The following is a 23,690-nucleotide window of genomic DNA, read 5'->3' on the forward strand; positions in this document are numbered from 1 at the left end:
GCTTAAAACTCCACTACTTCGCTACTCATATCAAGTACTGCTAAATCTTTTGCTGCCCAATTTACTGCCTGAATATAAGATGCTGTCGCCGCCACTGTGGGAGACTCAAATATCATCTTTACAGATAGGTCAAGTTTAAAAGTTGAGTTAATCCGTAACACCACTTGAGTTGCTAACAGGGAATGTCCCCCTAGTTCAAAGAAGTTGTCTTTCACGCCAATGCGTGCTAATCCCAAGACTTCACACCAAATCTGCACCAGTTGAGCTTCAACAGGAGTACGCGGTGAAACAAAGTTAGTACCAAGATTTCTTGTAGCTGTATCTGGTGCGGGTAAAGCGCGGCGATCTACTTTGCCATTTGGTGTTAACGGCAGTGCTTTGAGGAGAATAAAAGCTTGGGGAAGCATGTAATTAGGTAGCTTTTGTTGGAGGAGCGATCGCACTTGCGGTACTAGCTTTTGAACTAACTTGCCATATAAGGCATTGTTAGTATAGTCAGTACAAGGTTTAACAGTGATGGACGAATTATCCCAGAAGGTGGCTTTTTGTCCTCGTTTGCGGTAGAACACCACATCGAATGAACCATCTTGGCTACCTCCCCACCAACTGATGTGGACGGTGTATCCGTTTTGCTGTCCCAACTGATAAAATTCTTCAGGGTTAATCCCCACTGTTGGCTGTTGTGTTAATAGTTCGCGCAGTTGTCCCACTGTTTCGACGGCTGGGGGATTTTCTAAGCATTGCCAAATTTGTAATGCTTGCTGCACTCGTTGATTAGGTACACCTCTAATTCCTAAAATTTGGGGCTGTTGTTGCAGTTGATGTTGAATTTGGGTAAACGAGAGTTTCTCTAGTTGCCAGTTTAGCCAAGGCACTAACTGTGTTTGGATATCAGCACCTATATGCAGGGTGACATCATAGCGGAATTGCGTTAACTCATTTTGAGCGTAACCGCGCTTGGGCTGAATTTCTACCCAAGTAATTTGGGGGAAACGTGTTTGGAGAGCAATAAAGAAACTAGGATCGATGGCTAATTCTTCTTCCGCAGCCACGCTAGAATTTACCTGCTGCTGCCATTGCTCAATAGTTCTGTCTTCCGCAGCTTGGGACAACTGCACGGCGGCATGGAATGGCTCTAATAAAGGCAAACTGCGGATATCACCCAGGAATAGCTTACCTTTTTGAGTCATTGTTGCGATCGCGCTTTCGATTACCTGCAACAAATACTCCACGCTGGGGAAGTACTGCACCACTGAGTTGATGACTACAGTATCAAACTCTCCTTGGGGGATACCATCAAAATTATCTGCCGTTCGTTGCAGCAAACGTACATTGTCTAGACCTGGCAATGTTTTACACATCTGCTCGACGTGTTGTAACGCTGCGCTAGAATAATCAATTCCCCAATACTCCTGACTCTTGGGAGCTACGCGAGATAAGAGTAAACCCGTACCGCAACCAATTTCTAATACTCGCTGTGGAGACAGAGACAGTATACGACTAACTGTATTCTCAACCCACTCCCGCATTTCCCAATCTGGGATGGCTTGCTTAGTATAACTGCTGTTCCAACCACTGATATTAAAGGTCAGGTCATCAGTGGATGTTTGCGGTTGCCCATAAGCTTGTTCATACAGCATTTGCCAGTCGCTTACGTACTCACTCTGCCATTGAGCCAGTTGTTGGGGTAATACTTTGTTTTTCAGCGCAGGTACTAAGTAAGCTACCAGTTGTTTATCACCAGTGTTATCAGCTTTGGCAACAACAACACCCTCCTGTACCAAAGGATGTTGAGTCAAAACATCTTCAATTTCGCCTAACTCGATGCGGAAACCACGAATCTTGACTTGGTTATCAATGCGTCCCAGATATTCAATGTTGCCGTCTGGTAAATAACGCGCCAAATCCCCAGTTTTGTAGAGTCTTGCATCCGGTTCATCGCTAAAGGGATGAGGAATGAATTTCTCAGTTGTCAATTCTGGGCGATTGAGATAGCCTCTGGCTAATCCCACACCGCCAATGTGCAGTTCTCCAGGTACGCCAACTGGTACTGGTTGTAATTGTGAATCTAAAATGTAGACTTGCACGTTGGCAATGGGACGACCAATGCTAACTTTCTCATCTTCAAGATTGCATTTAGCGATCGTGGCACAAACGCTGGCTTCTGTGGGGCCATAAGCGTTGAAGAAGTTTCTGCCAACTGACCAAAGTTTAACTAGTTCAGGAGAAAAAGCTTCACCAGCAACAACAATTGTTTGCAGATTGGGGAATTCTTCATTTGGTAAGACTGCTAATGCCGATGGTGGTAAGGTGACATGGGTAATGCCATAGTTGCGTAAGCTCTCAACTAACGGTGTACCTGGCATGATTGCGTCTTTTGTTCCCAGGTAAAGGGTTGCTCCTGACCCCAAACTCATCAAAATTTCAGATATGCAGGCATCAAAACTGAAGGAGGCAAACTGGAGAACGCGACTCTTAGAATCTACGCCAAAAGCCTGAATCTGTGCTAGAGCTAGGTTGTATAATCCCCGATGCTCAACCATCACCCCTTTGGGTTTACCTGTGGAACCGGAGGTGTAAATCACATTGGCTAGATGAGAAGCAGTCACAACCCCAGTGGGATTACCTTGGCTGTTGTCAATTTGTGGCTCTATGTCATCTAAAAAGACCAGTTTTGCTTGATGCTGGGGTAGTTTCTCTAGTAATCGCTCTTGGGTCAGCAGTACCTTAACTTGCGTATCTTGAAGCATGAAGCCCAGGCGATCGCTAGGATATTCTGGGTCAAGGGGTACGTAAGCACCACCAGCTTTAAGAATTGCCAACAACCCTATCACCATTGAAAGTGATCGCTCTACACAAATCCCAACTAGTACATCTGCTCGCACACCCAAAGACTGCAAATAATGCGCCAATCGATTCGCCCGACAATTTAACTGGTGGTAAGTCAGTTGTTCATTGCCAAACACCACTGCCACTGCATCGAGTGTACTCAAAGATTGCTCCTCAAATAACTGATGAATACATCTATCTTGGGGATAATCTACAGAAGTATTGTTCCATTCCAGCAACAATTGATGGCGTTCCGGCTGGGTAAGCAAAGGCAGTAATGCTACTGGTTGTTGGGGACGATCGACAATTGCTTCTAACAAAGTCACAAAATGTTGCATCATCCGAGCAATAGTCACCGCATCAAACAAATCACTGTTGTAAGAACAGAAGCCGCCCAGCCCTTCGGGTGTATCCCACAAGTAAAATTCTAGGTCAAGCCGCACTGAATCTAGTCCCGAAGCCATCCCTTCAACTGTTAACCCAGGCAGTTCCAAAGGCGCAGAGGGCGCATTCTGGAGGGCAAACACCACCTGTACTAGAGGATTACGATCTAGGTTTCGCTCTACTTGCAATTCTTCGACTAACATCTCGAAGGGCAAATCTTGATGGTCGTAGGCTTCTTGAGTTACCCGTCGTACCTGCGCTAGTAACGCTTTAAAAGTTGGTTCTTGGGATAAATCGAATCTCAGTGCCAAGGTATTGACAAAAAAGCCAATTAACCCTTCTATTTCTGTCCGGTTGCGATTGGCGATCGGTGAACCAATTATCAAATCCTTTTGTCCACTATAGCGAGACATTAACACCGTAAATCCCGCCAGCAGTGTCATAAATAGAGTGGTTCCCGACTCTTGAGAGAGCTTTTTGAGCTGTTGGGTTAACTTGACATTTAATTGCAGTTGCTCTGTACCGCCTCGGAAAGTCTGTATAGCTGGGCGGGGGCGGTCTGTGGGTAATTCTAACAGAGGTAGTGCGCCTGTTAACTGTTGCTTCCAGTAGCTTAACTGCCGGTCTAACACCTCATTTGTGAGCCATTGACGCTGCCATACGGCGAAGTCGGCATACTGTATAGGTAACTCTGGTAACGTCACAGGACTACTTGTGGCAATAGCTTGGTAATAGGCTGAAAGTTCGTTAGTCAAAACGCCCATCGACCAACCATCAGCCGCAATATGATGTATTGCTAATACCAATACATACTCGTCAGTAGCCACTTGCCACAGCTTGACTCGCAGTACACAACCATTAGCCAAATCGAATGGTTTGCAGACTTCTTCTTTTGCCAGTTGCACAACTTGTTTACTGGGGTCTGCCACATTTTGTAAATCGACCGCTGGTAATGTAAATGTTCCATTGGGCTCTATTACTTGTACTGGCTGATTATTCTTGAGCTTAAACTGAGTCCGCAGGGGTTCATGGCGTTGTATGATCGCCGCAAAAGCTTGTTCCAAAGCCAAGACATCCAAATTACCCCGCAAGCGGATGGTTAAATCAATTGTGTAGGCACCACTTTCGCCTTCTAATTGATTCACAAACCACAGCCGTTCTTGCGCCCAAGATAGAGGGATGTCTGCATCTCTAGAAACAGGTGCGATCGTCGGTACTGCCAGAGCCAAACCAGTTTCTAGCTGACTGGAGATAATTTCACTTAACTGAGCAACTGTTGGTGACTCAAACAAGGAACGCAACGGTAACAATATTCCCAAGGCTGACTGCAAGCGAGAAATTACCTGCGTAGCTAATAGGGAATGTCCTCCCAAAGTAAAGAAGTTGTCTTCAATGCCTACCTGCTCTAGTTTTAAGACTTGCGCCCAAATCTGTGCCACCATTTCTTCGGTTGGAGTGCGTGGAGCTACATAATCTTTTTGTTCGCTGTGTAAATCTGGTGTAGGTAGGGCACGACGGTCTATTTTCCCATTTGGTGTTAGCGGTAAAGACTCCAGAATGACGAAAGCTTGGGGCATCATGTAATGCGGCAAATGATTAGAGATAAATTGCCGCATTTCGCTAGTTGTCGGTATCTGCTGAGAATAAGGGACAACGTAGGCGACTAGACGCTTATCACCAGAGGAATCTTCGCGGAGGATGACACAATTGGTCTGTACATCAGGATGTTGATTGAGTACGGCTTCGATTTCTCCCGACTCGATACGGAAGCCCCGAATTTTTACCTGATTGTCAACGCGTCCTAAGTACTTGATATTACCATCAGGTAAATAACGCGCTAAATCCCCCGTTTTGTAAAATTTTGAATTATTAAAGGGATTGGGGATGAATTTCTCTTGTGTTAATTCAGCGCGGTTGAGGTAGCCTTTTGCTAATCCTACGCCGCCGATATGCAGTTCTCCCGGTACACCAATGGGTACTGGTTGTAAGTGCGAGTCTAAGATGTAGATTTGTGTATTGGCTATGGGGCGACCAATTGAGATTTTCTCATCTTCAGGATGGCATTTGGCGATCGTGGCACAAACAGTAGTTTCGGTCGGGCCATAAGCGTTGAAGAAATTCCTGCCAACAGACCATTGTTTTATCAGTTCACCAGAACAAGCCTCACCAGCGACAATGATTGTTTGCAACGCAGGCAATTCCTCAGCAGGCAGAACGAAGAGTGCTGATGGCGGTAAGGTGACATGAGTAATGCCATAGTCGCGTAATCGCTCAAGTAATGGTGTACCAGGTGCTAAGGAGTCTTTTGTACCTAAGTAAAGTGTTGCCCCTGACCCCAAAGCCATGATGATTTCCCAAATAGAAGCATCAAAACTCAACGAGGCAAACTGGAGAATGCGACTAGAAGAGTTGACACCAAAGGTTTGAATTTGAGCTTGGGATAAGTTCACAAATCCGGTGTGCTTAACCATCACCCCTTTAGGTTTACCCGTAGAACCGCTCGTGTAAATCACATTGGCTAAATGAGCAGCAGTCACAACTCCAGTCAAGCTTTCCTGGTTGTTCTCGTCAATTTGTGACTCTATTTCATCCAGACAAACAAGCCGCGCTTGATTTTGAGGTAGTTTATTCACTAGTTGCTTTTGGGTGAGTAACACGCCAAGTTGAGCATCTTCGAGCATAAATTGTAAACGCTCTTGGGGATACTGAGGGTCAAGCGGTACATAAGCCCCACCTGCTTTGAGAATACCAAGCACTGCTACCAGCATTTCTAAAGAACGCTCGACAAACAACCCAACCAGCACATCGGCTTGCACACCTAATGAACGCAAGTAATGCGCCAAAGAGTTAGCACGGCAATTCAATTGGTGGTAGGTGAGTTGTTCATTTTCAAACACCACTGCCACCGCATACGGGCTACGCGCTACCTGTTCTTCAAATAACTGATGAATACACTTATCAGTAGGATAATCTACCGATGTATCATTCCAATCGATTAATAACTGTTGCTGCTCAACTGCCGTTAACAAAGGTAATTGGGAAATGCGCTCTTGGGGATTTGCCACAATTGCTTCTAGCAGTGTGACAAAATGATCAGCCATTTGCTCAATAGTACCTGCATCAAACAAGTCAGTATTGTATTCCCAAACTCCCACTAATCCAGTGTCAGTGCTGCCCATTGCCAAAGTTAAATCAAACTTGGCGGTTACACCTGCTGTTGATACGTGACCGAGAGTTAGCCCCGTCATTTCTAATTGAGAGGTGGGTGCATTCTGAAGAATAAACGCGACTTGGAACAGTGGTGTATGGCTGAGGTTGCGTTCTGGCTGCAATGCTTCTACCAGCATTTCAAAGGGCAAGTTTTGATGAGCGTATGCTTGTAGCGCCACTTCTCGAACACGACCTAGTAATTCGCAGAAATTGGGATTTGCAGATAAATCAGTCCGCATGACTAAGGTATTAGCAAAAAAGCCAATTAACCCTTCTATTTCAGAGCGATCGCGGTTAGCAATTGGTGTACCCACCAAAACATCTGCTACACCTGTGTAGCGATAAAGCAGAGTATTATAAGCTGCTAACAGCGTCATGAACAAAGTCGCCCCTTGTTGCTGGCTTAGTTGCGTCAGCTTTTCGGTTAACTGGGGTGAAAGTTCAAACTTTTGATATGCGCCAGCAAAAGTCTGTAGCGCTGGTCTGGGTCTGTCTGTGGGCAGAGGTAATAAAGCTGGTGCGTCTTTAAGTTGTTCTTGCCAGTAATTCAATTGACCTTGCAGTACATCTCCTTGCAACCACTGTCTCTGCCACAGTGCAAAGTCTGCATACTGAATTGGTAGTCGTGGTAAGGGAGAGGGCTGATTTTGAGCGTAAGCATTGTACAACGCTGTTAATTCAGAGACAAACACACCCATTGACCAGTCATCCGAAACAATGTGGTGCATGGCAATTAGCAAGATGTGTTCCGTCTCGGGCAGCACCAGTAACTTCGCCTTAATTAATGCTCCCTTTGCTAGATCGAAGGGTTGTAGAGCTTGTTCTTGCGCTAGTTGCTGTACAGTTATTTCTTGCTCGTTTGCAGGTAGATGTTGCAAGTCAACAACTGAAATTTGCCAATCTATCTGTGTTTGAATGATTTGCCTTGCTTGCCCATCAACGGCGATGAAGTTAGTGCGTAAGGCTTCATGACGCGCAATTATTTCTTGTAAGCTTTGTTCTAAGGCAGCTTGATTCAGCGTTCCTACCAGACGCAAGGCTTCGGGAATGTTATATAAAGCAGTATTCGGCTGTAACTGTTCTAAAAACCACAAGCGCTGTTGAGCGAATGACAGTAATAATTCCGCATCCTTCGCCCTTGGCAAGATGGGTGCGGAAGTAAATTCCCCTTGTTGTGGCTGCAACTGCTCAATTAACTCTGCTAATGCGGCAACTGTCGCAGCAGCAAAAATGCTACGTAATGGGAGTTCTATTTTGAAGATGCTGCAGATGCGGGAAACTAGTTGTGTTGCTAGTAGCGAATGTCCTCCTAATTCAAAGAAATTATCATGAATGCCTACCTGTTCTAGTTTCAGCACTTGCGCCCAAATTTGCGCCAGCATTTCTTCGCAAGGAGTGCGCGGTGCAACATAGTTGTCTATTTGTTCGCTTTGTAAATCTGGTGTGGGTAAGGCGCGACGGTCTACTTTGCGGTGTGCTGTAAGCGGTAGGGACTCCAGCGTTACGAAAGTACTTGGCACCATGTAAAGCGGTAGGCGATTGGACAGAAATTGGCGCAGTTCGCTAACAGCAGGTATCTCTTGAGAATACAATACAACGTAAGCGACTAAGCGTTTATCCCCAGGAGTATCTTCTCGGAGTATGACACAAGATGTCTGCACATCGGGATGTTGGTTGAGTACGGCTTCGATTTCTCCCAACTCAATGCGAAAGCCCCGGATTTTTACTTGATTGTCGATGCGTCCAAAGCACTCAATGTTGCCATTGGGTAAATAACGCGCCAAATCCCCGGTTTTGTAGATCCGGTCTACTTTGGGATCTCTAAATTGGTTAGGAAGAAATTTTTCCTGGGTCAATTCACTTCGGTTAAAGTAGCCTCTAGCTAAACGCACACCGCCAATATGCAGATCACCTTTTATACCAACAGGTACAGGCTGAAGATTTTGGTCAAGGATGTAGATTTGCGTATTGGCAATGGGACGACCAATCAGGACTGTATTGGTTTTCCCTGATTCGGGATGTAGCAAATCGTGGACTACGGCTGTTACCGATGCTTCAGTTGGGCCGTAGACGTTGAGACAAGTAATGCCATCGCCTACTAACTCCCGCCACATTGTAACTGTTTCCGGTAGCACTGCATCCCCACCCACAGCCACTAACCTTAAACATTCCGGCACAGTTGCATCCTGTTGAGATACCGCTACTGTCCATTCATGCCAGTAAGCTGGGGTGATATTTAAAACAGTCAGCTTTTGTTGTTCAATAAATTGAGCAAGATTGGCAAAGTCAGGGAACATTTGTACTGGTCTAACAACCACAGTTCCGCCTTTATACCAAGTCGGGTAGATTTCTTCGGCGGCGACATCAAAACCAAAGGAAGCAAATTGCAAAACGCGATCACTGCTAGTCAAACCAAATATTTCACTAATGGCACTGCTATGATTGACTAACGCTGCATGAGTCAACATCACGCCTTTGGGTTTACCTGTAGACCCGGAAGTGTACAACAGACAAGCTATGTTTTCTGGTTTGACGGTACTTACCAGATTTTCTGTACTTTGAGTAGTCAGCGTCTCAAATTCCGCATCTAAGACAATGACTTTCACCCCAGAAACTGGCAAGGAATCAAGCAATTTCTCCTGGGTGATGAGTACCGAAACCTGTGAATCTTGGGATATGTCAGCTAATCGCTGTTGGGGATAATCAGGGTCTAGGGGAACATAACCGCCGCCAGCTTTGAGGACGGCTAATAATGTGACGATGATGGATAGCGATCGCTCTAAATATATCCCGACTAAAACCTCTGGTTCTACTCCCAAAGATTGTAGGTCATGTGCTAATTGATTCGCTTGGGTGTTTAACTGTTGATAAGTCAGTTGTTCATTGTCAAACACCACCGCCACTGCATCAGGTGTCAGTTGTGCTTGCTGCTCAAATAATTGATGCAGACATTTATCTCTTGGGTAATCAGCTTGAGTATCATTCCACTCAACAAGTAACTGCTGTTGCTCTTTTTGAGAAAGAAGAGATTGTAACTCGTAGCGTCCTTGGGGCTGGTTTACTATTGCCGCCAGAGTATTAAGGTAGTATTCACCGATTCTGTTAATTTGTTGAGGAGTAAACTTTAAGACATCATACTCAATTTGTAATTCTGCCTGAGACGAGATTGGATTCACACTGAAACTAGCGACAAAAGTGAAGTTGGTTTCTTCAAAAGACTTCCCACCCAGTAACTGCAAATTATCTAGCTCCAAAACCTGTTGGTAGACATGAAAATGCACGAAGTTAAATGCTGTCTCAAACAGAGGTTCACCACCCAAACTTCTCTGCCCCAAATTTCTCTGAATTTCAGCCAATGGATAACGACGATGTGGCAACATTTCTCGTTCTGCTGCAAATACTTGCTGCACTAAGTCCATCCATGTGCCGCCAGTTAATTGCAGGCGCAATGGCAAAGTATTCAGGAATAATCCCAGAACTCGCTCACCATCACTTTGTTCGGGTCGCCCATTGGCTATTAATCCCGTTAGTACGTCTGATTGACCACTTAGGAGATTTAACACTCGTAGATGAGCAGCTAACAGCACACTCTTGAGTGGAACTTCTGCGGACTGAGCAAATTTTTTTAAGCCTTCGTAAATTTCAGAGGATAAAGTGATGTCTTGTAAACCAACGTTTATGGTATCTGTTGGCACGGACTCCCACTGAGGCAATTGGGTGAAAGTACTGTCGTTTAACTTTTCACGCCAGTAGTGCTGAGTCTCTGACGAAGCGATCGCTTGTTGCTCTAAAGCTAGATAATCTCGGAATGTAATACTTAACGGTGGCGATATATAATCAATTTGTTCGCCTAAAAGGGATAAATAACGACTAAACAATTCAGTCATCATCAAGGAGACACTCCATCCATCCAAAATAGCGTGATGGCAACTCAAAGTCAGATTAAATGTCTCCGGTGTACGACGATGAACAAAGAAGCGTAATAAAGAAGGCTGAGTCCAATCGAAGTGCTGTTTCTTTTCAACTTCAAACCAAGCAGTTAAAGCATCTTCTTGCTGAGAATGATTCAAATGACACCAATCTTCTACTTGCAAGGGAACCTTCACTTGCCGATGCACCAATTGCAAAGGAATACTAAAGTTACTTAGCTCAAATGAAGTCCGCAGCACAGCGTGATGATTGACTAAATCTTGAATTGCAACCTCTAAAAGTTCAACATTCAGAGGGGTTTTGAGATGGAAACTGCTAATTTCGCGGTAGACTGCGCTATCTGTAGCGTACTCACTGTGGAACAGCATTCCCATTTGCAGCATAGCCAGGGGATAGGCATCCTCTACACCGTCAGGTAACTTTTGTTTATCTGCCTCACAAATTAGACTAAATGGTTGAGTTAGTTCTGATTTTGTAATGTCATGTTTTTTGTTTTTGAGTTCTTGAACTAGTTCGTGAATTGTCTGATATTGGAAGAGCTCTGCAAGAGAAAAACTCAAACCTTTTTCTTTAGCTTTAGACAATACTTGAATGCTACGGATAGAATCCCCACCTAAAGCAAAAAAGTTATCATTAATACCCACCTGCTCAACACCAAGAACCTGAGTCCAGATAGCGGCTAATATTTTTTCTTCTTTTGTACTAGGAGCGACAAACACATTTTCTAGTTCTGGTCTTGCAGTGTCAGGTATTGGCAGAGCTCGCCGATCTAACTTACCATTTGCTGTCAGAGGTAGAGCTTTTAACTCTACAAAAGCACTTGGCAGCATGTAGCTTGGTAGTTGGTTTGTCAGGAAGCGACGTAGTTGGGCGGCTGTCAGAGATTGTTCGGCCTTTGACACCACATAAGCAACTAAACGCTTGTCTCCCGGTTTATCCTCTCGTACCACCACCACATTTTCCCAAACTGCGGGGTGCGAAGCCAGTAACCCTTCAATTTCTCCCAACTCAATACGGAAGCCACGAATCTTGACTTGGTTATCGATGCGTCCTAAGTACTCTAAATCACCATTAGGTAAATACCGCGCTAAGTCTCCTGTTCTGTATAATCTGCTCCCTTGAGCCTCCACAAAAGAATTAGAAATAAACCGTTGTTCTGTAAGTTCGGGACGATTCAAATAGCCGCGTGTTACACCAGCACCACCGACATACATTTCACCAGGGACACCAATAGGTACTGGTTGTAAATTCTGGTCTAGGAGATATACCTGTAAATCGGGTATCGGACAACCAATGACACTAGCCGCACCATGCAAATCTGCTTTACTCAAGGGACGATATGTAACGTGTACGGTAGTTTCTGTAATTCCGTACATATTCACTAACTGGGGTGAAGAGTCGCCATGTCGCTCAAACCAAGGTTGCAAACTCTTTAGTTCTAAGGCTTCCCCACCAAAAATTACTAAGCGTAAGCTTAAGTCGTTAGCAGTTCCTATAGATTGTTCGGCTTGAATTAGTTGGCGGAAGGCGGAAGGTGTTTGATTAAGAACTGTAACTTTTTCTTGACACAATAACTGATAGAAAGATTCGGGCGATCGCGTCACCAAGTACGGCACTATTACCAGCCGCCCACCGTACAGCAATGCACCCCAAATTTCCCAAACAGAGAAGTCAAAGGCGTAGGAGTGGAACATTGTCCACACGTCATCTTGATTGAACTGATACCAAGCATCTGTCGCTGCAAACAGACGCACGACATTGGAGTGGTTGACTAAAACACCTTTTGGCTTACCTGTAGAACCTGAAGTGTAGATGACATAAGCCAGATTCTCGGATGTTGCAATGTTTTGAGGGTTTGAGAGGCTGTTTTGAGCAATTTTTTCCCAGTCGGTATCTAAGCAAACGATACGTGCCTGATGTTGGGGAAGCAACTGGATTAATTGCTGTTGGGTCAGTAAAACCTTAACTTGAGCATCTTCTAACATAAAGCTCAAGCGGTCTTGGGGATATTCAGGGTCAAGTGGCACATACGCACCACCCGCTTTGAGAATACCCAGTATGCCCACAATCATGTCTAGTGAGCGTTCTACACAAATACCCACCAGCACATCTACGCCTACACCTACACCTAATGAACGCAAGTGATGTGCTAATTGATTGGCTTGGGTATTCAACTGTTGATAGGTCAGTTGTTGATTACCAAACACCACTGCGACTGCATCAGGATTGCGCTGCGCTTGTGACTCAAACAACTTATGAATACACTGATTCTGGCGGTAATCTGTCTGAGTATTGTTCCATTCAACTAATAATTGATGTTGCTCAGGTTGTGTCAACAAAGGCAATTGGGAAATGCGCTGTTGTGGATTTGCCGCAATTGCTTCTAGCAGTGTGACAAAATGACCAACCATCCGGGCGATCATCGTGTTGCTATCAAACAAGTCAGTGTTGTATTCCCACACGCCCATCAGTCCGTTAGCTGTGTTCTCCATTCCCAAAGTCAAATCAAACTTGGCAGTTGTACTCTTTACCTTAAGTGGATTGACAGTTAACCCAGTTAACTCCAATTGAGATACAGGGGCATTCTCCAGCACAAACATCACTTGGAACAGTGGACTATGGCTAAGGTTGCGTTCTGGTTGCAATGCTTCCACCAGCATTTCAAATGGCAAATTCTGATGCGTATATGCCTCCATTGCCATTTCTCGAACGCGACCTAATAATTCGCTAAAACTGGGATTACCTGCCAAGTTAGTACGCATGACTAAGGTATTGACAAAAAAGCCAATTAACCCTTCTATCTGGGAGCGATCACGGTTTGCAATTGGTGTCCCTACTAAAATGTCTTCTTGTTGGGTGTAGCGGTACAGTAGGGTATCATAAGCTGCTAACAACGTCATGAAGAGAGTACAACCTTGTTGCTGACTCAGTTGTATCAGTTTTTGGCTGACTTCTAGAGAAATGGCAAACTCATGATGTGCGCCAGCGAAGGTTTGCACCGCAGGTCTTGGTCGGTCTGTGGGAAGCGATAATAAAGCTGGTGCGTCTTTGAGTTGTTCTTGCCAATAATTCAATTGGCTTTGTAATACATTCCCTTGCAACCACTGTCTTTGCCATAGTGCAAAGTCTGCGTATTGAATTGGTAGTGGTGCTAAATTGGGTGATTTACCTTGAGCATAAGCACCGTATAGGGTGGCTAATTCTTTGACAAACAAACCCATTGACCAGCCATCCGAGACAATATGGTGCATACAGACTAACAACATGTGTTCTGTTTCAGACAGCACCAGTAATTTTGCCCTAACTAATGCTTGATTTGCGAGGTCAAATGGTTGAATAGCGTGTTCTTGCGCTAATTGCTGTACAGTTATTTCTTGTTCAGTGGTCGATAAATGTTGCAAATCAACAACCCAAACTTGCCAGTCCGTGGAAGTTTGAATAATTTGTGAAGCTTGCCCATCAATGGTGATGAAGTTGGTGCGTAAGGCTTCATGACGGACAATAATTGCTTGTAAGCTTTGTTGTAGCGCAGCTTGATTGAGAGTTCCCGCTAGACGTAAAGCTATAGGTATGTTGTAAAAGGGTCTATTTGGCTCGAACTGGTCTAAGAACCATAAACGCTGTTGAGCAAATGATAATGGTAGTTCTACATTCTCAACCCGCTTGAGGATGGGCGGGGCAGTTAGGGTGATATCTTGTTGTTGTAAGTGTTGGAGCGATCGCGCTAATTGCGCTACTGTTGCATTGCTAAACAACTCACGCAATGGCAATTCTACCTTAAACAGGTTGCGAATGCGGGAGACCAGTTGCGTGGCTAATAGTGAGTGTCCCCCCAGTTCAAAGAAGTTGTCATGAATACCCACTTGTTCTAATTTCAGCACTTGCGCCCAAATTTGCACCAGCATTTCTTCAATGGGGGTGCGTGGGGCGACAAATTTTTCTAGCTGTGTGCTGTCTAAGTCTGGTTTTGGTAAGGCGCGGCGGTCTATTTTCCCATTAGCGGTCAAGGGTAAGGATTTCAGCAACACAAAGGCGTTAGGTATCATGTAGCTGGGTAGTTGGTTGCCCAAGAACTCACGCAGTTCTTGCACTGTAGTCGATTGTTCTGCCTTCGGTACTACATAAGCAACTAAACGTTTGTCTCCTGGTTCATCCTCTCGCACCATCACCACGTTTTCCCAAACTGCGGGGTGGGAAGCCAGTAATCCCTCTATTTCTCCCAACTCAATGCGGAAGCCACGAATTTTGACTTGGTTATCAATGCGTCCCAAATACTCTAACTCGCCATTGGGTAAATACCGCGCTGAGTCACCTGTTCTATATAATCTATTCCCTTGTGCTTCCACAAATGGATTAGAGATAAACCTTTGTTGAGTAAGTTCAGGACGATTCAAATACCCACGAGTCACCCCAGCACCACTAACATACATCTCACCTGGAACTCCAATTGGCACTGGCTGTAAATTCTGGTCTAGCAGATATACTTGTAAATCGGGAATTGGGCGACCAATGACACTGGCGGTATCATGCAAATCAGCTTTACTCAACGGGCGATAGGTAACGTGTACGGTGGTTTCTGTAATTCCGTACATATTCACTAGTTGGGGTAAGGTGTCGCCATGTCGCTCAAACCAAGGCTGCAAACTCGACAGTTCTAAAGCTTCCCCGCCGAAAATTACTAGGCGTAAGCTTAAGTCGTTAGTAGTTCCTATAGATTGTTCGGCTTGAATTAGTTGGCGGAAGGCGGAAGGTGTTTGATTGAGAACTGTGACTTTTTCTTGACACAATAACTGATAGAAAGATTCGGGCGATCGCGTCACTAAATACGGAACTACTACCAATCGTCCACCATACAGGAATGCACCCCATATTTCCCAAATAGAGAAGTCGAAGGCGTAGGAGTGGAACATTGTCCACACATCATCTTGATTGAACTTATACCAAGCGTCTGTGGCTGTAAACAGACGCACTACATTAGAGTGATTGACTAAAACACCTTTGGGCTTACCTGTAGAACCTGAAGTATAGATGACATAAGCTAGATTTTCGGCTGTGGCGGTGTTTTGCGGATTTGAGAGGCTGTTTTGAGCTATTTTTTCCCAATCGGTGTCTAAGCAGACAACACGCGCCTGATGTAGAGATGTTGTATGCAATGTCTCTACTAATCGCTGTTGAGTTAACAGCACCCTAAGTTGAGCATCTTCTAACATAAAGCTCAAACGCTCATGGGGATACTCAGGATCGAGTGACACATAAGCACCACCAGCCTTGAGAATACCCAGTATTCCCACAATCATGTCTAGTGAGCGTTCCAAACAAATACCTACTAGCACATCAGCTTTCACACCCAATGATTTTAAGTAATGCGCCAATTGATTAGCTTGGGCGTTCAACTGTTGATAAGTCAGTTGTTGATTGCCAAATGTTACCGCTATAGCATCAGGGGTACGCGCTACCTGTTCCTCAAATAACTGATGAATACATCGATCTATTGAATAATCAACGCTTGTATCGTTCCACTCGACAAGTAACTGTTGTTGCTCAGATAGTGTCAGCAGAGGTAATTGAGAAATTTGTTCATCTGGGTTAGCAATAATACCTTCAAGCAATGTCACAAAATGACCCGTCATGCGCTCAATGGTACTAGCATCAAACAAGTCAGTATTGTACTCCCATATACCTACCAGCCCAGTAGAGGTTTTCTGCATTAATAAAGTTAAATCAAACTTGGCAGTTATACCTTCCACTTTCAGCTGATTGACAGTTAACTCAGTTAACTCTAATTCAGATATAGAAGTATTCTGAAGTGAAAACATCACCTGGAACAATGGTGTATGTCCCAAGTTCCGTTCTGGCTGTAATGCTTCGAGCAGCATTTCAAAAGGTAAATCCTGATGAGTGTATGCTTGCATTGCCATGTCTCGAACGCGAGCGAGCAATTGGCTAAAGCTGGGATTGCCTGTCAAGTCGGTACGCATTACTAGGGTATTGACAAAAAAGCCAATTAACCCTTCTACTTCAGAGCGATCGCGGTTAGCAATGGGAGAACCCACTAATATATCTTCTTGCCCCGTGTACCGATAAAGTAGGGTATCAAATGCTGCCAAAAGCGTCATGAACAAGGTAACTCCTTGCTCCTGACTCAGTTTTACCAATCTATTAGTTAACTCAGTTGGGAGGGGAAATTGTTGATATGCTCCAGAGAAAGTCTGCACAGCAGGTCTGGGTCTGTCTGTGGGCAGGGGCAATAAGGTTGGTGCATTTGCAAGTTGTTGTTGCCAGTACGAGAGTTGACTTTGCAATACATTTCCTTGCAACCACTGTCTCTGCCATAAAGCGAAATCTGCGTACTGTACAGGCAAGGGTGATAAGGGGGACGACTGGCCTTGAGCATAAGCATTGTATAGTGCTGCTAGTTCTTCGATCAACACACCTATTGACCAACCATCAGAGACAATATGGTGCATGCACAGTAATAAAATGTGTTCTGTCTCTGAAAGTATTATTAATGTTGCCCTGACTAATGCTCCTTGTGCCAAGTCAAATGGTTGAGTAGCTTGTTGTTGTGCTAATCGCTGTGCAGTTATTTCTTGTTCATTTGCTGGCAGATGCCGCAACTCGACAACTGAGACTATTCCCTGTCCCCTATCTGTAACCTTTTCTCTAATAACTTGAGTTGGTTGTCCATCAATGGCAATGAAGTTGGTACGTAACGCTTCATGGCGATTAATAATTTCAATGAAGCTTTGTTCTAAGGCGGATTGATTCAGCTTACTCAGAATACGTAAAGCTATAGGTATGTTGTAAAAAGAACTATTGGGTTGTAACTGGTCTAAAAACCATAGACGCTGTTGAGCATAAGACAGGGGTAATTCAGTATTCTCTGCTCGCTTGAAGATAGGTGGTTTATAAAGTTCTAAATTCTGTTGCTGTAGTTGCCCAATAGATTGAGCTAATTCGGCAACTGTGGCGGTGGCAAACAACTCACGCAATGGTAGTTCTACTTTGAAAATGTTACGGATGCGTGAAACTAGTTGTGTTGCTAATAAAGAATGTCCCCCCAGTTCAAAGAAATTATCCTGAATGCCAACTTGCTCTACTTTGAGGACTTGCACCCAAATTTGCGTCAGTATTTCTTCAGTAGGTGTACGTGGAGCAACATACTTTTCTAACAATGTGCCGTCTAAGTCTGGTTTTGGCAGGGCGCGACGGTCTACTTTGCCGTTGGCAGTCAGGGGTAAGGATGGCAGCATTACCAAAGCACTTGGTATCATGTACTCTGGCAGTTTTGCTTTGAGAAAGGAGCGCAGTTGGTTGGTAGTGAGTGATTCATCACTCTTGACTAGATAAGCAACTAAACGTTTGTCTTCTGGTTCATCCTCTCGCACCACCACAACGCTTTCCCACACTTGTGGGTGAGAAGCCAGTAATGTCTCAATTTCTCCCAACTCAATGCGGAAACCGCGAATTTTGACTTGGTTATCTATACGTCCCAAATACTCTAACTCGCCATTGGCTAGATAACGTGCTTTATCTCCTGTTTTGTAGAGTCGCGCTTGGGGGTTGTTACTAAAAGGATGAGAGATAAACCGTTGTTGGGTCAAATCGGGACGATTGAGATAACCACGCGCCACCCCTTCTCCACCAACGTACATTTCGCCCCCAATACCAATTGGCACTGGCTTTTGATGTTCATCCAGGACATACACCTGTAAATCGGGTATAGGACGACCAATGATACTGGCTGCACTTTGCAAATCGGCTTTATTCAACGGGCGATAGGTAACGTGTACGGTGGTTTCTGTAATACCGTACATATTCACTAACTGGGGTAAGGTGTCGCTGTGTCGCTCAAACCAAGGTTGCAAACTTGACAGTTCTAAAGCTTCCCCGCCGAAAATTACTAGGCGTAAGTTCAAGTCATCAGTAGTTGTAATTGACTGTTCGGCTTGAATTAACTGGCGGAAGGCTGAAGGTGTTTGGTTAAGAACTGTGACTTTTTCAGTATACAATAACTGGTAAAAAGATTGGGGCGATCGCGTCACCAAATACGGCACTACTACCAATCTTCCACCATACAGCAATGCGCCCCAAATTTCCCACACGGAAAAGTCGAATGCATAAGAGTGGAACATTGTCCACACATCATCTTGATTGAAGTGATACCAAGAGTCTGTCGCTGTAAATAAACGAGTTACATTAAAGTGGTTGACTAAAACACCTTTTGGCTTACCTGTAGAACCTGAAGTGTAGATGACGTATGCCAAATTGCCAGGTGTTGCTGTGTTTTGGAGGTTTGAGAGACTGTTTTGCGCTATCTTGTTCCAGTCTGTGTCTAAGCAGATAACACGCGCTTGATGTAGAGAAGTTGTATACAATTTCTCTACAAATTGCTGTTGAGTTAACAGGACGGAAACTTGAGCATCTTCCAACATAAAGCTCAAGCGGTCTTGGGGATAATCTGGGTCAAGCGGTACGTAAGCACCACCCGCTTTGAGAATACCCAACAGTCCCACCACCATTTCTAAGGAGCGTTCTACACAAATACCCACTAAAGTATCCGGTTGTACTCCCAGTGTTTGTAGATAGTTCGCCAGTTGGTTAGCGCGACAGTTCAACTCATCATAGGTGAGTTGTTGATTTTCAAACACCACCACCACTGCATCGGGTGTTCTGTGAACTTGCTCCTCAAACAACTGATGGATACACTTATCACTTGGGTAATCAGCTTGATTATTGTTCCACTCCACCAATAACTGCTGTTGCTCAACTTGTGTCAGCAGAGGTAATTGAGCAATAGGTTGACTAGGATTAGTAACAATTGCTTCCAGCAAGGTGACAAAATGACCCGTCATTCGCTCAATGGTGCTAGGGTCAAACAAGTCAGTATTGTATTCCCACTCACCCACTAGTCCCGTCGCGGTGTTGTCCATGAATAAGGTTAAATCAAACTTGGCGCTTCCCCTTTCGATGGGCAATGAACTGACACTTAACCCTGCCAAGTCTAGTTGTGCGATGGGTGCATTCTGGAGGGCAAACATCACTTGAAACAATGGACTATGGCTGAGGTCGCGTTGTGGCTGCAACGCTTCCACCAACATTTCAAAGGGTAGGTCTTGATGAGCGTATGCGCCTAAACAAGCTTCCCGAATGCGAACGAGTAATTCGTTGAAGGTGCGATCGCCTAATACATCAGTCCTAATCACTAAAGTATTGACAAAAAAGCCAATTAACCCTTCTATCTCTGAGCGATTGCGGTTAGCAATTGGTGTCCCTACCAAAATATCTTCTGTACCTGTGTAGCGATAAAGTAGGGTATCAAATGCTGCCAACACGGTCATGAACAAGGTGACACCTTGTTGTTGACTGAGTTTTGTTAAGCGATCGGTCAGTTCCACAGAAAGTGCAAACTTTTGATGTGCCCCAACGAACCTTTGTACGGTTGGTCTGGGTCGGTCTGTGGGTAGTGACAATAAAGCTGGTGCATCAGCGAGTTGTTGTTCCCAGTAATTCAATTGACTTTGCAGTACATCCCCTTGCAACCAGTCTCTTTGCCAAATGGCGAAATCTGCATACTGAATTGGCAATGGTGCTAAGGGCGACTCTTGACCTTGGGAATAAGCATTGTACAGGGAAGCTAACTCCTGAACAAACACATCCATTGACCAGCCATCAGAGACAATGTGGTGCATACACACTAGTAAAGTATGTTCTGTCTCGGACAGCACTAGTAATGTGGCTCTGACTAAGGTATCTGTTGCTAAGTCAAAGGGTTGCAGTGCTTGTTGTTGCACTAATTGCTGTGCAGCAATTTCTTTTTCGCTAGTGGATAAATGCTGTAAATCAACAACTGATATTGTCCAATTCGTCAGAGTTTGAATGATTTGAGAAGCTTGTCCATCAACTGTGATGAAGTTGGTGCGTAAAGCTTCATGACGGGCGATTATTTCAATTAGGCTTTGTTCTAAAACTGTAACTTCCAGAGTTCCAGCTAAACGCAAGGCGATGGGAATATTGTATAGGGCGCTGTTCGGCTGGAACTGGTCTATGAACCATAAACGTTGTTGAGCATAAGACAGTGGTAGTTCTGCATTTTCTGCCCGCCTTGAGATAGGCTCTGTAGAGAGTTCGCCTTTTTGTGGCTGTAACTGCTCAATGACTGTGGCTAATTGTGCTACTGTCGCTGCTGTAAATAAGCGATTTAAGGGTAATTCTACTTGAAAAACGTTGCGAACGCGGGAAACCAGTTGTGTTGCTAGTAGAGACTGTCCCCCTAATTCAAAAAAGTTATCATAAATGCCTACTTGCTCTACTTTGAGGACTTGTGTCCAAATTTGCGCTAACAGTTCTTCAATTGGAGTGCGTGGGGCGACATATTGTTCTACCAGTGTGCTGTCTAAGTCTGGTGCTGGTAGAGCGCGGCGGTCGATTTTACCGTTGGGTGTCAGGGGTAAGGACTCTAGAATGACGATCGCACTCGGTATCATGTATTCTGGTAGCTTGCTTTTGAGTAAGGTACGCAGCTCGCTAATTGTGGATTTCTGTTGCGGTTGGGGTACGATGTAAGCGACTATACGTTTGTTTCCAGGGATATCTTCACGGGCGATCGCGACAACCGAGTTAATCTGAGGATGTTGACCCAGGACAGTTTCGATTTCTCCCAACTCGATACGGAAGCCCCGGATTTTTACCTGATTGTCAACACGATCTATGTATTCAATGTTGCCATCGGGTAAATAACGGGCTAAATCTCCTGTTTTATATAGTTTTGAATTGTCAAACGGACTGGAGATAAATCTTTCATTAGTCAATTCTGGGCGGTTGAGATAGCCTTGTGCTAATCCCACACCCCCAAGATACAATTCTCCTACTACACCAACAGGTACAGGTTGTAAGTTGCGGTCAAGAATGTAGGTTTGTGTATTGGCAATTGCTCGACCAATGGGAATTGTTGTCCCTGTCGTTGCTAAGTTCTCTACCAAATACCAAGTAGAAAAAGTAGTATTTTCTGTTGGGCCATACACATGAAGTAAGTATCGGGGTGCGCCTTTATCTAGGACTTCTTGCACCCATCTGGGATCAACGGCTTCCCCACCAAATAATAGATATTTTAAAGAACTAAATGCTTGCGGTACTAAACTGGCTAACTGATTAAATAAAGCTGTTGTTAAGAATAGAACACTCACCTCATATTCTTGCAGTGAATCTGCAAATTTTTGGGGTGACAGCAATACAGATTTAGTAATAATGACTAGCATCGCCCCATTCAGCAATGCTCCCCAAATCTCAAAGGTGGCTGCATCAAATGCAATATTTGCCGCTTGTGCAATGCGGTCATCTGCTGTTAACTGTATGTAATTGGTAGTTAATACCAGTCGATTTACAGCCTGATGATTAACAACTACGCCTTTGGGTGTACCTGTAGAACCGGAGGTGTAAATTACATAGGCTGGGTTTTCTGCATTGACTGTGCTGTTGAGATTATCTTGATTTTCCACGGATATGCTTTGCCAGTCTGCATCTAAGCAGACGACAAGAGCTTGATGTTGAGGAAGAAACTCTAGTAATTTCGCTTGCGTCAATAGCACTTTCACCTGAGTGTCTTGCAGCATGAAGCTTAAGCGTTCAGACGGATACTCAGGGTCAAGTGGGACGTAAGCTCCTCCAGCTTTGAGAATAGCAAGTAAAGCGATAATCATTAAAGGCGATGCCTCCGGCAACGTCTTCGACGAACGCTCCACACACAACCCCACTAGCTCTGAGGTTCCCACACCCAATGACTGTAGGTAATGCGCCAAAGAGTTAGCACGACAATTCAATTGGTGGTAGGTGAGTTGTTCATCTTCAAACACCACCGCCACTGCATCGGGAGTAAGCGCTACCTGTTCCTCAAACAATTGATGAATACATTTATCAGAGGGATAATAGTCTACCGATGTATCATTCCACTCCACCAATAAACGCTGTTGCTCAACTTTTGTTAACAGAGGCAATTGCCAAATCTGTTTTTGGGGATTATCTACAATACCTTCTAGCAAGGTGACAAAATGCTCTGCCATCCGCTCAATCGTAGTCGCCTCAAATAAGTCAGTATTGTATTGCCAACAAAGTTGCAACACTCCCTGAGCTTCCATCACCATTAAATTTAGATCCCAGTCTGCACCCCGTTGATGTCCGAGCAAGTATGGCTCCATCTGAAGCATTTGTGCTTGACTGTACAGTAAATTTTCTTTTGGTTCGCACCAAGTATGCCGTTGCCAGGTGAAACTAGCTTGACATAAAGGAGAACGACTCAGATCTCGTTGTGGTTGGAGTTGTTCTGCTAATAAAGAAAAGGGATAATCTTGATGCTTTTGGGCTTCTCTGACTGTCTTGCTAACTTGAGCAAGAAATTCTGTGAATGTAGCGTTTTCCTGTACAGAAGTTCGTAAAACTGTCAGGTTGACAAAGTAGCCAACAATCTCTTTAAAATCTTTACCCGACCTACCTCTCATTGGACTACCTATGAGGATGTCTGTTTGATTGGTATAGCGGTAAAGTTGAATGTAAAATGCTGCTAGTAGAATCTGATAAAGGCTTGTTCCAGAAGCTAGATGCTTGAGTTTTTGAGTTAACTGTTCATCCAGCTTGATAATATGTGATGCACCTCGATAAGTTTGTACTGGAGGGCGGGGTTTATCTGGAAGCAAATTTAAAATTGGCAATTCATCAGCTAATTGTTGTTGCCAGTATTGCCACTGTTTTTCTCCCCTGGAACTCGATAGCATTTCCGATTGCCAGTTGACAAAATCGGCATAAGATTTATTACTTCTTAAAGAATCTGCTACCTCTATCTGCTCAAGACTTACTTGCTCAATCTCTTTAGCATACAAAGTTTGAAATTCACTCAGCAGTAAATCAAAAGACCACATATCCCCGGCAATATGGTGCATTGTGAGCAAGAGAATGTGTTCTTTTACTGAACGAGTAAATAGATTCACCCTCAAAACTGAATCTTTTTCTAAGTTAAAAGGGCAGTCAGCTATAGCAAAGATGTTCTCTTTTAGTTCGTCTTCACTCCACTTGCTTGCATCTATCAATTCAACACCAAAATTAGATTGTTGATTAACTTGCTGAATTGGTTTGCCTTTATAACTGATATATGTGGTTCTGAGTATAGGATGTTTTTCAATATTTTTTTTCCATACAAGCTCAACAACAGAAATATTTAAATATGAATTAATTTTAACAGTAATAAATATATTATAAGCAACACTCTCTGGAGCAATTTGTTGAAGAAACCACATTGCCTCTTGCCCAGATGATAGCGGGTAACTTTTTTTGACAATTGTACTCAT

General features: G+C 44.2%; 1 protein-coding gene. It reads right to left on the reverse strand.

Annotation, left to right across the window (positions count from 1 at the left end):
* Positions 1 to 2: 2 nt before the first annotated feature.
* Positions 3 to 23,690 carry a non-ribosomal peptide synthase/polyketide synthase gene (locus V7K89_RS33530; protein ID WP_335195117.1) on the reverse strand — a complete coding sequence of 7,896 codons (23,688 nt, stop codon included), beginning with the start codon at positions 23,688 to 23,690 and terminating at the stop codon, positions 3 to 5.

Origin of the sequence: Nostoc sp. (assembly GCF_036917515.1) — a bacterium.
In the GTDB taxonomy this organism is placed as follows: Bacteria; Cyanobacteriota; Cyanobacteriia; order Cyanobacteriales; family Nostocaceae; genus Nostoc.

What these genes read in the sequence shown, in the direction of transcription:
- V7K89_RS33530 (WP_335195117.1), bottom strand. Translation starts at nt 23,690, where the DNA reads ATGAGTACAATTGTCAAAAAAAGTTACCCGCTATCATCTGGGCAAGAG.